This is a genomic window from Sphingopyxis sp. 22461 (assembly GCF_052044915.1).
Lineage (GTDB): Bacteria > Pseudomonadota > Alphaproteobacteria > Sphingomonadales > Sphingomonadaceae > Sphingopyxis.
In genome coordinates this window covers 288,313-302,491 of the sequence record NZ_JBQENY010000005.1, presented here as the reverse complement: position 1 = coordinate 302,491, position 14,179 = coordinate 288,313, and the positions used below count along the sequence as shown (strand labels likewise).

At 62.3% G+C, this 14,179-nt stretch carries 10 protein-coding genes and 2 pseudogenes; 1 reads left to right on the top strand and 11 read right to left on the bottom strand.

From position 1 onward, the window contains the following. Positions 1 to 2 precede the first annotated feature (2 nt). The 9 genes and pseudogenes from ACTJI5_RS10865 to ACTJI5_RS10825 form a co-directional block, all read right to left on the bottom strand. The gene (locus ACTJI5_RS10865; RefSeq protein WP_440860304.1) at positions 3 to 2,213 is read right to left on the bottom strand and encodes a TonB-dependent receptor; all 2,211 of its coding nucleotides are present in this window, start codon (positions 2,211 to 2,213) and stop codon (positions 3 to 5) included. A gap of 187 nt (positions 2,214 to 2,400) precedes the next feature. Next, entirely contained in the window at positions 2,401 to 4,779 is a 2,379-nt protein-coding gene (locus tag ACTJI5_RS10860; RefSeq protein WP_440860303.1) for a TonB-dependent receptor domain-containing protein, read from the bottom strand. A gap of 143 nt (positions 4,780 to 4,922) precedes the next feature. Next, positions 4,923 to 5,888: a FecR family protein gene (locus ACTJI5_RS10855; protein ID WP_440860302.1), complete on the bottom strand. Its 966-nt coding sequence runs from the start codon at positions 5,886 to 5,888 to the stop codon at positions 4,923 to 4,925. Then, positions 5,881 to 6,474 (bottom strand): RNA polymerase sigma factor, encoded by a 594-nt coding sequence (locus tag ACTJI5_RS10850; protein ID WP_440860301.1) that lies wholly within the window; start codon positions 6,472 to 6,474, stop codon positions 5,881 to 5,883. The genes ACTJI5_RS10855 and ACTJI5_RS10850 overlap by 8 nt, the downstream gene beginning before the upstream one ends. 339 nt (positions 6,475 to 6,813) lie before the next feature. Next, positions 6,814 to 7,083, bottom strand: a complete 270-nt coding sequence (locus tag ACTJI5_RS10845) for a transposase (RefSeq protein WP_440860300.1) — start codon at positions 7,081 to 7,083, stop codon at positions 6,814 to 6,816. A gap of 75 nt (positions 7,084 to 7,158) precedes the next feature. Continuing rightward, positions 7,159 to 8,373 carry a PepSY-associated TM helix domain-containing protein gene (locus tag ACTJI5_RS10840; RefSeq protein WP_440860299.1) on the bottom strand — a complete coding sequence of 405 codons (1,215 nt, stop codon included), beginning with the start codon at positions 8,371 to 8,373 and terminating at the stop codon, positions 7,159 to 7,161. Between the two features lie 23 nt (positions 8,374 to 8,396). After that, positions 8,397 to 10,538 (bottom strand): TonB-dependent siderophore receptor, encoded by a 2,142-nt coding sequence (locus ACTJI5_RS10835; RefSeq protein ID WP_440860298.1) that lies wholly within the window; start codon positions 10,536 to 10,538, stop codon positions 8,397 to 8,399. A 345-nt stretch (positions 10,539 to 10,883) separates the two neighbouring features. Next, positions 10,884 to 11,212: pseudogene (locus ACTJI5_RS10830) on the bottom strand (transposase); the annotation flags it as partial. Positions 11,213 to 11,854: 642 nt separating this feature from the next. Beyond that, a complete protein-coding gene (locus ACTJI5_RS10825; RefSeq protein ID WP_440860297.1) occupies positions 11,855 to 13,072 on the bottom strand; it encodes a methionine gamma-lyase in 1,218 nt (405 codons plus the stop codon). Between the two features lie 120 nt (positions 13,073 to 13,192). Between ACTJI5_RS10825 and ACTJI5_RS10820 the strand changes: the two genes are divergently transcribed. After that, the gene (locus ACTJI5_RS10820; protein WP_440860296.1) at positions 13,193 to 13,642 is read left to right on the top strand and encodes an Lrp/AsnC family transcriptional regulator; all 450 of its coding nucleotides are present in this window, start codon (positions 13,193 to 13,195) and stop codon (positions 13,640 to 13,642) included. Between the two features lie 9 nt (positions 13,643 to 13,651). Here ACTJI5_RS10820 and ACTJI5_RS10815 read toward each other — a convergent pair. Together ACTJI5_RS10815 and ACTJI5_RS10810 are read right to left on the bottom strand one after the other, a co-directional pair. Beyond that, a pseudogene (locus tag ACTJI5_RS10815) lies at positions 13,652 to 13,798 on the bottom strand (IS66 family transposase zinc-finger binding domain-containing protein); the annotation flags it as partial. A 106-nt stretch (positions 13,799 to 13,904) separates the two neighbouring features. Beyond that, the gene (locus ACTJI5_RS10810) at positions 13,905 to 14,129 is read right to left on the bottom strand and encodes a hypothetical protein (RefSeq protein WP_440860295.1); all 225 of its coding nucleotides are present in this window, start codon (positions 14,127 to 14,129) and stop codon (positions 13,905 to 13,907) included. Between the last annotated feature and the right edge of the window lie 50 nt (positions 14,130 to 14,179).

Below are 14,179 nucleotides of genomic sequence, written 5' to 3'. Positions count from 1 at the left end.
GATCAAAAACCGATGCGCGTCGTCAGCCCGATCGTGCGCGGCTGGCCGGTGACGTCATAGGAGGTGCCGCCGAGCGAACGGAAATAGACGATGTCGGTGTCGAAGAGGTTGGTCGCGAAGAGCGCAGCAGACCAATTGTCGCCCTGCACGCCGATCCGCGCATTGGCGGTAGCATAGCCGTCGAGCACCAAGGCGCGCGGCCCAACCCCCGAAAAGCCGTTCCAGCGCTCGCCCACATAATTGACTTCGCCGCGCACGAAACCGCTCATATTTCCGCCGAGCGGCCGCTCATATTGGCCGCTGACGTTCCACGACCAGTTCGGGCTGAGCGGCAGGCGGTCGTCATCCCGCGCCTGCGTCGCCGGGGCGGCGTCCTTGATCCGCGCATCGGTGTAGGAGAGTGAAGCGTTGAGCGTGAGCCCTGTAACCGGACGCACGGCGGCCTCGAGTTCGAACCCCTTGCTCGTGGCCTTGCCGGCATTGGCGATGAATCCGAATCCGCAAGTGAGCCCGACCGAGCTCTGGATGTCGGTCCAGTCGATATAATAAGCAGCGGCATTCAGTGTCACCCGTCCGTCGGCGAGCGTGTTCTTGGTGCCAATCTCGTAGTTCCACAGCCGGTCGGGTCCATAGGAGGTCGGCGCCGAGCTATACCCGAGAGCCGCGAGATCGGCGCCGCAGGCAGCCTGCGACAGCGTATAATTGGGTCCGCCGTTGCGGTAGCCCTCGACGGCCTGCGCATAGATCAGGTTGTCGCGCGTCGGCTGAAATTTGAGCAGATATTTCTGTGTGAACGACGATTTGTGCGCGCGCAGCACCTGGCTCGTCGTCGTGCCGCCGTTGAGAAGGCCGCTCGCGGTGCTCAGGGTGTTCTGGTCGACGTCGAACACCCGGATTCCTGCCGTCGCCGCGAGGCGATCGGTGATGTTGTAGGTGAGTTCGCCGAAGCCCGCGATCTGCCGCGTCCGTGGCTCGGTTCTCGAAATATAGAATTCGTCGGCGGTGATATTGCCCATCGTCGAGGGCGCCTGCGAGAAGTCGAAACTTTGCGGGATATCCGTCCTGGCGTCAGAATAGAAAGCACCGACCAACCACTCGATCGGGCGATTGCCGGTCGAGGACAGCCGCACCTCCTGCGTGAATAGCCGGAAGTTCCCAGGCGTGGTAACGGCGAGACCTTCGTCGGCGCCAAGCGTTATCCCGCCGAAAAAATTCACCAGCGGTCTGAGCGCTGTGGTTGCGTCGATGTTGTTGACGCTATCCTTCTTCAGATAGTTGGTGGCCGACACCAGCGACATAGCGTCGAAGTCCTGCTGGATCGCGAGGCTATAGAGTTGCGATTGGGACTCTCCGTTCTGGCGGAACACCCGCCCGGTTCGGAATTTGCCAAGCAGGGTATCGGCGAAGGCCGGGATCCCAAGATTCTCTTTCTGGTAGAGGACGCCAAAGGTGATCGACGTGTCGGGTCCGGGCCTAAGGAGAAGCTGCGCGCGCGCGTTGATCTTCTCGACCGTGTTTCCGTCCTTCTCGTTCCGGATGACATCGTCGATCCACCCGTCGTCCTTGCGATATCCACCCGATACGCGCAGCGCCACCAGGTCCTGTGCAATCGGAACATTGAGCATGCCGTCGACGCGGCGATTCCAGCCGCCGTAGCGAGTGTCGGAAATCGTCGCCTGCGCCGATGCCTCGAAGACATCGAGACGGGGCTTCTTCGTGATGACGCGCACGGTGCCGCCCATCGAGCCCGAGCCGTAGAGCGTGCCCTGTGGCCCCTTGAGCACTTCGACGCGCTCGACGTCGTACAATGCGGGGTCGAGGGTCGGCTGGCCGCCCTCGGTGATCGGCGCTTCGTCGATATAGATGCCGGTCAGCGGATCGGTCGCGCCGAAACCGTCTGAAATGCCGCGAATGATGATGCGGCTGGAGCGATAGCCATTATCGCTGAAATTGACCCCCGGCACGGTGTTGAGATAGTCGCGATAGTCCTGCGCCCCCTTGGCGGCCAAGGCGTCGCCGTCGAGCGCGGCGATCGCAGCCGGAACGTCTTGCAGCCGCTGTTCGCGGCGCAGCGCGGTGACGACGATGTCATTCTCGCCGTCGGTCGCAGCTGCTTCCTGCCCCTCCTGGGCAAAGCTTTGCACCGGCGCGAGAGCCAAGGGGATGGCGACGCTTGCAAGCCACGCCAGTTTCCACATTTTTCGGTCCGTCATTCAGTCCCTCCCTTGCCGCCCGTCGGTCGCGCGCCTTCCGCGTGCCGACCGGTCGTTCAGAGTCCATGACGAACGACGTCAGGATTTCCGTCGGGCGGAGGGAAATTTATTTCGGATTTCGCTGGGCGGCTGCCGGGAGCTACCGAAGGCGCTGCTCCCGGCCCATCCGGAGGGCGTCCACCAGACCTCAGAATTTACGCGAGATTCTCACCGCGAGCGTGCGCGGCGCACCGACATAATCATAGACCGGGGTACGCCGATAGATTGTGCGCGTGTTGGTGAAATTGTCGACGAGGAATGTGGCGGACCAGGTCGCGATGTCGATGCCCGCGCTCAGGCGCAGCGTCGTGTAGGCGGGCATTTCGAGGAGTTCGGTGCTCGCCGGCGCGGGCGGGCTCCAGCGCCTGCCGACGTGATTGACTTCCAGCCGGGCAAAGGGCGTCGCCTGCGCCGCGCGCCATCGGTAGGTAGCCGACAGATTCCAAGACGACCGCGCGACGAAAGGGAGCGGATCGCCGACACGGACTTCCGCGAAGGGGATCGACCGCGTGCGGCGCGCGTCGAGAAAAGAAGCCGACGCATCGAACCGCAAGCCCGGCAAGGGTTCGGACGCGATTTCGATCTCGGCACCCTTGCTTGTTGCCCGCCCGCCATTGATCGTGAAGGGAAAACCGCAAGGCAGCACCTGCGCGGCTTGCATATCGCGCCAGTCGGCGAGATAAACAGCGCCGTTGACGATCAGCCGTCCCCCGAGCAGGCGGTTGCGGATACCGATTTCATAGCTCCAGAGGCGGTCGGGTCGGTACGAGACCGGCGCCGTGTTCAGTCCGATCGCCGCGAGATCGGCGGCGCAGAGATCGAAAGGGACATTTCCGGCCGGGCCGCCGTTGCGATACCCCTGCGAAGCCTGGGCATAGACGCTGCGGCCTTCCGCGGCTTCGAAGCGAAGCTGGTATTTCTGGACGAGCGACGAGGTCGAAACCTTTTGGCGAAAAGATAAGGGGCCGCCGTTGAGCAGACCGCCGGCAATGCCAGTGCCGGTCTGGCTGATGTGCGCAAAGCGCAGTCCGGCGACAGCCGACAGCCGCCGCGACAGGTCGAAGCTCACCTCCCCGAACAGGGCTTGCTGCCGCGCGCGATAGGTTTGGGCTAGCGAGAACAAGCCTGCGTCCCCCGCTGCGGCTGCGAGCGAGGGCGCCTCTGACAGGTCGAAAAATTGATCGAAGCGGAGGCGGTCGTCGGCATAAAAAACGCCCGCGAGCCACTGTAGCCGTCCCTCGCCGCGTGACACGAAGCGCATTTCGTGCGTGAAGCGCCTTGATAGTCCCGCGAAATCGACCCCCGCGCCCTCGCCGGGGCCCAGCGTTACGCCGATCGCGGCCGCAAGCAACGGCGTCAGCGTATTCGCCGTCCGGCTAGCAGTGCGCTTGCGCAAGAGACTGCTCGCCGAAACGAGCGAGACGCTGTCCCAGTCGCGGGAAAGAACAAGACTATAGAGATCGGCTCGTGATGCCTCGGCTTGCCGGAAATTGCGAAATGTCTGCCCCTTGGGGAGATCGCGGTCCTCGAACGACGGGGCGTCGGCGTCGCGTTCCTGGCGATGCATCGCGAATGTGGCCCGCAAATCGTCGCCGGGTGCCCACAGGAGTTGCACCCGCGCCTGACGGATGTCGACGGTGTTGGCGTTGCGATCGCCGCGCGCGGTCTCGTCGATCCATCCCGCGTCATGGTCGCTGCCGACCAGCGCCCGAAACGCGAGCCGTCCCGACACAATCGGGAGATTGATCACACCATGCGCGCGATAGCCCATCCCGCCGCCGCGCGTCGCATCGGCCACCGCCTCGACATAGCCTTCGGCCTCGTCGAGATCGGGCTTTCGCGTCACCAGCCGGACCGTCCCGCCCATCGCGCCCGCGCCATAAAGGGTGCCCTGCGGCCCGCGCACCACCTCGATGCGTTCGAGATCGAGCGCACCGGGATCGAACGATGCCTGGAATGTCTCGGTCACTGGAATTTCGTCGAGATAGATGCCGGTGACGGGATCGCCGGTGCTGATCCCATCGGACACGCCGCGCAGGAATATGCGATTCGCGCGCAACGTATTTTCCGTATAGCCGATACCGGGGATCGTCGTCAGATAGTCGCGCGTGCCGCTGCGAATCCCCGACTGCAGCGCATCGCCCTGCAAGACGGTTATCGCCGCCGGAACCTCGCTCAGCCGGTCCTCGCGCCGTAGCGCGGTGACGATGATTTCCGCGGGCGGGCTTTCAGCCGGGGGCGGGGCACGCGGCGGAGCAGGCGCGCGGACGACCGGGCGGCGCGGCGGCGGCTTGCGCGCCGCGCGCGGACGCAAAGCGGCAGTACGTCCGTCGTACGACGCTATTTCGAGGCCCGTACCGCGCAGCAGCCGGACAAGTGCGGCCCGAACTGGCATCGTACCGCGCACGGGCGCGCTCCGTTTGCCCCGCGTCGCGGCCTCGGCAACCAGTATCTGGATACCGGACTGGCGCGCGAAGTGGCGAATGGCGGCCGCCGCGTCCTGCGCCTCTATATTAAAGCTGCGCATGTCCTGCTGCTGGGCGGCGGACGGGACGCCCGGCGTGATGCAAAAAGCTGCGACCGCGATTGACCAGCGCCTCGCCACCGATTCCGTCCATCCTTTCCGGTCACCGCGACCGACGGCCCGGCGACATTGCCCGTTTCGCGGACTCACCGCGTCGTTTCATGCGCCCCCGGCCCATAGATGCGCAAGGTCGCTCCCGAATCGACGACGCGCGCACCAAGCGCGTGGCGCACCGCTTTCGCGAATGCCGCGGGCTCGCGCATCCGAAACTGCCCGACCATCCGCTCCCTCGCGAAAGCGGGATCGGCAATGACAATCTTGCGCGCGTTGTACCGGTTGAATTCCGCCGCGGCATCGCCGAGCGGCATGCCATCGAGCATGATTTCGCCGCGCCGCCACGCCAGCGCGTTTTCAACGTCCTGCGGCGCCGCGATGACTTGCGGCGGCCGGCCCGCGGCGGCGACGACCCGGGTGCCCGCGGACGCCTTCACCCGTTCGCGCTCATATCCCGCGACCCAGCTTTCGACGGTCCCGTGGGTGACGAGTATCTCGACCTCGCTTCCCTTACGCCGCACCGAAAAGGCCGTGCCCAAGGCGCGAACCCGCACATCGCCGGCTTCGACCTCGAATGGCCGCGCGGCATCCTTCCTGACCTCGAACCATGCTTCGCCGCGAGCGAGACGCAGATGGCGCGCGCTCTCCGTCATCGCCACGCGCAGCTCGGTATCGGTGTTGATACTCGCGGTCGATCCGTCGTCGAGCACCACCTCGCGCACTTCACCGAAGCCGGTCAGGTAATCCTCGCCCGCCGACCCGAAAAGGAACAGGCCTGCGACGCTCGCAGCCAGTGCCCCTGCCCCGCCGCCGATAAAAAGCTTCCGCCGCGAAAACATCGTCGGCGCACGGGCGTCCGCTTCTTCCTCCAGCTCGTCCGCAGTTCCCGAGAGCGCCCGGCCGCGATTGAGAAAGCTTAAGGTGGCTTCGGCCTTCAGGAAGTCGCCGGGTCGCCGAGAATCCTCGGCGAGCCAAGCGTCGAGTTCGGCCTGAAACGCGGGGTCGTCGCCCATTCTTTCCCGGCGCACCGCCCACGCGGCGGCATCGTTTTCAGTCATGCCGCTCATGCCGGGCCTTGTCCCCGCCGCGTAGCTTGAACGGGCGCCGGGGCGCGACGTCGGTAGCGCCCTCATCCTCGAGCGCTTTCATGACCAGGCGCAGTCCGCGGATCGATTGCGCTTCGACGACATTCTCGGTCACGCCCAGACGTTCGGCGACCTCCCTTTGAGGAAGGCCGTCGATCCTGCGCAATTCCATAACCCGTCGACATTTGGCCGGAAGTTCCTCGATAAGCCTACGGACCCGTGCCAGATCGCGCCGGGCCGAAACCACGCGCTCGGGCGATGGTTCCTCATCTACGACGTTCAGCACTCCGATTTCCGTCACACTGTCGATCCGAACGACGCGCGCGCGCCGCAACTGGTCGATGAAGATGCTCGATACTGCGCGAAAAAAATAGGCGCGGCCGTTATCGATGTGCGCGATGCTCGAGAGCGCCGCGACCCGGCAATATGCCTCCTGGACGATGTCGTCGATCGCGGCGTCGGACGGCACCCGCTTCCGCAGCCATCTGCGGACATCGCTTTCGTGCGGCAGCATCTGGCTGCCGACCCAGGCGACGATCTCGGCACGCCCCTTGTCCAATGCATCTCTCCATATCGAGCGCGGAAGGGTGACATAGCGCCGCACGGCTTCCCGGAGCAAGCCCCCGAGGGGCGATAGGGTTACGTCGAAATGCGCCTCGAACCCGCGGGCGCTACTGACTCCTGATCATCTCCCGAAATCGATCAGCGATCATCATCGCTGCTACATTCGATATGACTAAGTGTTTCGTCCCGGGATGTGGTTATGTAATATTGTCATCATCGCAGTGGAGGAACTCATTGGACAGGTTCTACATGGGTGCGCCTAGACGCACGCGATTTGAGGCGAGCTACAGCGACCGCAAGCTTCGGTCGCGAGCTTCTTCATTAACTCGATGAGTCAGATTCGCCCGTGCCGGTTGGCATGGTGGATTACTGCCATCGCGTCGACGATGAGCATCCGATGCAGATATCGGTTACCCGCACGCAAGAAGCCGTCAAGCCGTTCCTTGCTAATGTTGGAGTTCTGGCACGGGATCAAGCCGATCCACGCAGCAAGGTCGCGGCCCGTCTGGACCATGCTCAGGTCGGCGACACTGGCAGCGAAGGCGCTGACGAACAGTGACCCGACACCGGCATACACGACGGCTTCGCGGACTGGCGCAAGCATCGAGGTAAGGCCGTCCAGCGAGCGCCGCGCCCGGATTGAACGCCCGCTGCCTTAATCAATGGGTGATCAAGCCATTTAACCCTTGTAAAACATCCAGCCGATCATCGCCGCGCCAGTCGAAACGAGCAATGACGAGAGCCATCGCCAGCTACTCATTCCTAGCCATACTCCGGATACAATCGGCCTCCTTGCAACCGCCACGCGGGCGCTGTGGGCGACGCGATGCGAGTAAATGGCCGCGCCCGACAAGGCGAGGCCGGTCATCGACAGCCCAAACAGGAACCAGGGAATGCGCGTCCAATAGCCAGCAAATGTTCCGAAATGCAGCGGATCGGCTAGTTCGGAAACGCGCTGATGGACACCAAGATCGCTCCCGTCGCTCGTCATGGCCACGCGCGCCGACGCCGCATCGACCCACACGGCATTTGCGCGAGGCCGTACCAGCCATGCGCTTCGCTGACCCTGAAAGATGAAGGCTCCCGATTTGTCATCGGGAAACTGCACGGACTCGATTACGAACATGGGGTCGGCGCGCCGGGCTGCCGTGAGGCTGGCACTCAACCGACCCGCCGCATCGGTCGCCACACCCCCCGACGGCAAAGCGGCAGTCTTGCTCGCGGGTTCGGGTAGGTCGGGCGCGTCGCCGCCGAGTTGCTCGACGAGATACCAAAAGCCGGTAAGCGCGATCAACGCGACAAACCAGAGACTCCACACTCCCGCCAGACGATGAAAATCGCCCCATGAGGTCCGCACATCGCGCCAGCGGATCGGTTTGAAGAAGCCGCGCCACCATTTGCGATAGACAACGAATGAGGTGACGAGGCTGATCATAAGCAGGATCGACAGCGAGCCGACGATGGGCACACCATATTTGACCGGCAGGTTGAGGTGTCGGTGCAAGTTGCGGAGTACACGTTGGGCGTCGACGAAACCCTGCTCGCCTTGCACTTTCCCCGTGGTCGGATGCACATGGAGATAGCCGCGGGTGTCGTCGGTGCGCTCGATCGCCACCCTGACGGCAAACGCGCGCGCAGTTGGCCGGGCGATATAGTTGATCGTCGCGACGCCGGGATAGCGGGCGGAATTCTCGGCGATCAGATCCCACCGCGGCGGCCCCTCAACCGAGGACGGCGCCACGCGCAGCGTCGGGTGGAGCAGCCAGTCGATCTCGGCGCTGAGCACAGCGAGCGTTCCGGTGAACAGGATAAACGCGAGGAACAGCGAGAGCTTGAGGCCGACCCATTGGTGCACCACCCACCATAGCCGCCGACCGCCGGCCTTCTTCTTCACGAGGGGGACGGCCGCTGCGGCGGTCAGAATTTATACCCCACTTCTACAAAGGCGGATCGCGGCTCGCCCGGGAAATGTCCGCCGCGGTCGTTGAAACCCGAGGCGGCGTATGTTTTGTCGAGGATATTGTCGATGCGCAGCCGTACGTCCCATGGTCCACGGCTCCAGGTCACCGATCCATCAAACACGAAATAGGGATTGATACGCTGGTTCGAGAGGCTGATGCGTTTCGACACATAGTCGCCACCGAGCGCGAACGCCAACCCCGTGCTCGGGATCTGATAGCGCGTCCAGAAGCCAAGCTTGTTCTTCGGCGCATTGGCGAAGCGGCCACCCGGGACGACGTTGGAAATGCCGCCGTTGGCACTCGTCGTCGACTGGGTGACCTTCGTGTCATTATAGGCGTAGGTCAGGGTTAGCACCCAATTGTCGGTGATATCGGCAGCGATATCGACGTCGATGCCCTTAGAAACGACTTCACCGAAGGCGACGCTGTTGTCGATTCCATCCGACGGCGTGTTCGTGTCGCCCCCCGGGTCGGCCTGCAGCAGATTCTGCCGCTTGATCCTGTATGCCGACAGGCTGCTCTGGATTCGTCCGGCCAGCAGCGCTGTCTTGATCCCGCCCTCGATCATGTCGCCGGTAGTCGGCGGAAACGGCCCCCCTGCCCGCGGATCCTGCGCCGAGGCCGATTGCGGCTCGAAGCTGGTCGCATATTGAGCGAACAGCGACAGATCGTCGCGCACGCGCCAGACGAGTCCGGCGCGGTAACTTTCGTCGCGATCCTTGAACCGCGTCCGCGTGCCGCTCGCTGCAATGCTGACATCCTCGAAGCTGTCGGTGCGAATGCCGGCGACCGCGACCAGCCGCCCGATTGTGAGTTCGTTAAGCAGGTAGAAGCCGTTGCGCTTCGTATCGGTGTAGGTGGTCGTCGGCGCCTGCAGATCATATGCTGCAGGATCGCAGGCACGATAGACGGGATTCACGAAATCGAGCGGGCACGGCAGCCCGGCGACTGCCGTGGCCCTGCCTGTCAGCGACGTCGCGGTCGAGGTCGCATCTTCGCTGCTATAGTCGAATCCCGCCAGAATGCGGTTGGAGACGCGGTCCGAAATCTGCGCCGACCAGACCGCGTTACCGCCGAACGACCAGCTCTTTGTCCCGCGATACTGGTCGCGATATTGACGCGCGACCGCGTCAAAGCGCCCGTCGGTATCTCGGTCGAGCAATGCGATCGGCTCGTGATATTTCTGCTTCTCCGACGCGTCGATGTGGCGGCCCGCAATATCGATCTTGAGATTGTCGGTTGGCTCGAACTCGAGCTTCGCCTGGAGCGCGGTCGAACGAAGATCGAGGAAGTCGCTCGGCTCGTTATGGTTCCAGCGCCGGTCGGCGAGGAAATGACCACCGGCATCGACCGCGATGCCGCGCAAACGATTGGCTGCCAGATCCTGCTCGATCCGCCATGCCTGCGTCGTAAGCTTCGCGATGCCCAAATCGAAGGTCGCTCCGGCATCGAGCAAAAGCGACTTATTGTCCGCGAACTTGCGGGGCAAGTCGCGATCCTCGAAGAAGGCACCGCCGCGCAGCGAAATTGCGTCGTTTACCGGACCCGTCACCTCGACCTGCCCGCCATAGCGGTTCTCGGTTCCGGCGACGAGCTTTGCCGACGCCGAGAAGATCTGTGACGGCTTCTTGGTTACATAGTTGAAAAGGCCGCCCGGCGCGGTTTGGCCGTAGAGCATGCCTGCGGGGCCCTTCAGAAATTCTACGCGCTCGATGTTGAAGAGCTGCGGGACCGCGAAGCCGATATAAGGATCGCCGCGCAACCCGTCGTAGAAATTCTCTTGCTGGCGGAAGCCGCGGGCAGTCACGCCAGCGTAGGAAAAGACGCTGACGCCCGAGATGTTACGATAAAGATCCTGCGCGTCGCGTGCGCCCTGATCCTCGATCAACTCGGCCGTCAGAACGGTGATGGACTGCGACGACGCGAGAGGTTCGGTCGGCATCTTTCCGCTTGCCGTCTCTTCGACGCGGTAGAGCTTCGCCACGCGCCCGGTAACGATGATCTCATCACCCGCGTCGTCAGCAGCTTCCTCGGCAAACGCATTCGGCGCCAGGGCCGCGGCCGAGGCTGACAGGCCCAGCGCAATCTTGCGAATCATTCTCACTTCCCCTTTTCGGCTGCGCCGGTAGCGCAGTTGAGAATGGTTCGCAAGATTGCGAAGCTGCTGGCGCAATTGGACACTTCCAAACAGGCGGCTTCTACCGCTTGCGGACTGTGGTCTGTGGATGGCTCCCGCAGGTCGGACGCAGTCGTCTGTCCGGCCTGTTGATGCAGTCAGTGCAGACTGCTGACCCTGACGGGGTCGGCGCACGAGGTCTGATCGGCTTTGCAGGCTTTTACGCCTATGACAGAACTTGAGTTGTCCTTGTTCCGGGTCCGACCGATTTTGCCATCCTCGCGCTCACAACTTCGTGAAGCTGATCTTCTCAGCTAAGCTCCTGATCTATGCTGCCGCCGACATAGGCGCATGCCCGCGTTCGGAGACGCCGCCGCCCGCAATGACCTCGCGTGCGATCCGCGCCATTTTGTTAGCGATAGCGACCGAAACAGCGCGCGCCGGCTTTCTGACGAGCAGTTCGACAAAGCCCGGATCGACCGTGCTGGGTTTCTCCTTGGCGTATCGGACCAGCGCGCTCGCGGCGACGATCAGGAGCTGCCACAGATACTGTCGCCCATCTTGGTAATGCGCTCTAGGCGTTCCTTGCCACCACTGGAACTCTGCCGCGGGGCAGCCCCAGCCCAGGCGGCGAACTGGCGCCCTGACGAGAACTGCCAGCACGGCGACGACGTCGGTCGCCTCGGCCGGCAGATCGAGCCTGGACTCGCCGTCGACGATCCGGCGGCATCCATGGCGCCTTCATGCGGCGATACAAAGTCCACTTCGAACCCGTGCATCACAAATATATGATAAGGCGGCGCAACCTCCCATAGATTGTTGCGCGCATCGGTCTTGTCCATATCCGCTGCATCCTGAACATTGGAGGCTATGATCAAGATTTTCTTCGGCTTTTCGGCCGCAAGCGCAGGCGTCGTGGACGATATGATTGCCAGAGATAGGGTTAGTTTGCGAAAAGTCTTCATGGCGTGCGCCTGAGCGGCCCGAGTTAGGCAATTTTGGCGAAGACTGGCAGCTTCAAGAATTGCACCAATGCGGCCGGTGGCATCGCTGGACTGCGCGCTTCAAACTCGACCAGCTTGGATCCCTTTAACTGGTGCATGAAACCGGGCCAGTTCGGCGGCGTGGACAAATTCTAGCCAGTATCTGGCGGCGGCGATGTGGACCATGGATAGGAAGCTCTCGCGAATTGGTCGTAACGTGTGGCGATGGCGGGGTTGATTTTCAGGCGACCAAAGAACCGCTCGATCTGGTTGCGCGACCTGTGCCAAGACCTATTCGACTGGACGCCGTAAGATTTACGCAGCGCGACGGGACGGTTTTTCACCGTGCGAAACTGCATCCAGAGCTTGAGCAAGGTCCGCGACGATATCGGCTTCCGCCTCAAGCCCGATGGAGAGGCGGAGCAGCCCCTCGCTGATGTCGTGAGCCGCCCGCTCCTCGGGCGTGTAGGTGGAATGGGTCATCGATGCTGGATGCTGGATTAAAGATTCTGCATCCCCCAGCGAAACAGCCCGATGAATCATTTTCAACGCGTCCATGAAGCTTTTACCTTGTTCATAGCCACCGGCGAGTTCGAAAGCGATCATTCCCCCGGGCAAGGCCATCTGTCGTTGTGCGATTTCATACTGCGCGAAACCCGGCAGGCCAGGATAGTGAACCGCCGCGACCTGAAATTGCTCCGCGAGCCATTGGGCAACAGCGTGGGCGGATGCGCAATGCCGCTCCATCCTCAACTCGAGTGTCTTTAACCCTCGCATAACCAGCATCGCGGTAAACGGGCTCATCACGGCGCCGGTCATGTCCTTAAGACCGTCGACTCTGACATGAGCCATCGCCTCGCCGCTGCCAGCGACAAGGCCCCCGACCAAGTCGCCGTGCCCGCCGAGATATTTGGTCGCAGAGTGCACCACGATATCGGCGCCCAACTCGATGGGACGGGTAAGCGCAGGCGTGGCGTAGGTGTTGTCGACGACGACCTTAGCTCCGAATCGCTGGGCCACACGCGCCGTCGCCTCAATGTCGACGAGGCGCATATTGGGATTTGCGGGTGTTTCAAAATATACAATTTTCACGCGATCGCTCATCGCGGCCTCGACAGCGGCTTCGTCAGACATATCCACATGGGTTATTTTGATACCGAACTTCGCAAGCCCCCGCCGGAAGAAGGCGAAGGTGCATCCATAAAGCGTACGGTCTGTTACAATTTCATCGCCCGGCTGAAGGAAAGTCCACATAACTGCAGCAATTGCGCCCATCCCTGACGCGGTCGCAAGTCCAGCTTCCGCCCCTTCCAGCGTCGCGATGCGCTTTTCCAGAAGGTCGAGTGTAGGGTTGGAGATGCGAGAGTAGAAGTAACCCTCTCGCTCTCCCGCGAAGATCGCCCCGCCATGTTCAGCACTTTCGAATGCGAAGGTCGACGTCAAATGCATGGGCGGTGTTAGCGCCCCCTGGTTCTCGGCAGGGTCATAGCCGTGGTGAATGGCGCGGGTTGAGAAACTAGGCAGCAGGCTCATCGATAACATTCCTTGCACAGGAGCACGCCGCTATTATATCGCAAGAACGACGCAATGTTTTGCCAATCATTGCTCATTTACCCCGTTTTGTTGGCACATTATGCCACTATGGAGGCTTTTGTGGACAAAAAGGATCGCCAGATTTTACGCGAGTTGCAGCGTGACGCCCGCCTTACCAATGCCGAATTAGCCGAACGCGTTCACCTGTCGCCGAGTCCATGTCTGCGCCGCGTGCGCAACCTCGAAAGCGCGGGGGTCATCAGTCGTTATGTCGCGATCGCTGACCGAAAGGTGGCTGGATACGGGCTCACAGCCTATGTTCAGATTACGCTATCTCGTCACGAGCGCGATACGGTGAACGCGTTCGAGCAACGGGTTCGCGAGACGCCGGAGATTCTGGCATGCCATCTGATGACCGGCCCGTTTGATTATCTACTTGAGATCGTAGTCGAGGGCCTTGAAGCTTATGAGGCACTGCTGCGCACCAAGTTGCACACAGTGTCCGGCATCGCGACGATCAATACCAGCATTGTCTACGGGACAATTAAAGACACGGAAGAATTACCGTGACGAGCACATGAACGTGGTTGGCACCACATCGAGGCGCACGGCGATATCCTCGCCGATCTGGTGGAACGCACCGCCGCAGCAGGGGCAGGCATTGTCCTCGATATCCACGACTTGCGCGATCCGTTCGAGATGCGACGGCAGCGAGCCGCGGTGGTCTTGCGCAGGCGACAAAGAGCGGCGGGCCTTCCGGCTCGGCATCGTCACCTCCCCCTTTTCACTTCGGCAGGAGCGCCCGGTGTGAACCGAACCGTGTGCCGACCGTTCAATTGATCTGCGGTGGCCCCTCGGCAGCTGCTTTCACCATTATCGCCCAGGAACCGATATAGGCGGCCCGGTTGTGATATTGGGACCCGGCATCACGCGTCATTACCGCGACCCCGCCAAGCGTGTTGGCGAGTTCTTCGGTGGAGCAGACACCTCCGCGTTCCAATATTCCGCCGATCGCGGCCAGAACCGTTCCGATCGCTTCGCGAGCATCGTCATCCATAACCAGTCTCCTTCGATCGAAGCTTAGTTCAGGCTCGGTCCGGATGCCAA

Coding starts and splice junctions, on each gene's coding strand:
- ACTJI5_RS10860 (WP_440860303.1), bottom strand. CDS start 4,779: ATGCGCAGCTTTAATATAGAGGCGCAGGACGCGGCGGCCGCCATTCGC.
- ACTJI5_RS10845 (WP_440860300.1), bottom strand. CDS start 7,083: ATGCTTGCGCCAGTCCGCGAAGCCGTCGTGTATGCCGGTGTCGGGTCA.
- ACTJI5_RS10825 (WP_440860297.1), bottom strand. CDS start 13,072: ATGAGCCTGCTGCCTAGTTTCTCAACCCGCGCCATTCACCACGGCTAT.
- ACTJI5_RS10865 (WP_440860304.1), bottom strand. CDS start 2,213: ATGACGGACCGAAAAATGTGGAAACTGGCGTGGCTTGCAAGCGTCGCC.
- ACTJI5_RS10855 (WP_440860302.1), bottom strand. CDS start 5,888: ATGACTGAAAACGATGCCGCCGCGTGGGCGGTGCGCCGGGAAAGAATG.
- ACTJI5_RS10810 (WP_440860295.1), bottom strand. CDS start 14,129: ATGGATGACGATGCTCGCGAAGCGATCGGAACGGTTCTGGCCGCGATC.
- ACTJI5_RS10835 (WP_440860298.1), bottom strand. CDS start 10,538: ATGATTCGCAAGATTGCGCTGGGCCTGTCAGCCTCGGCCGCGGCCCTG.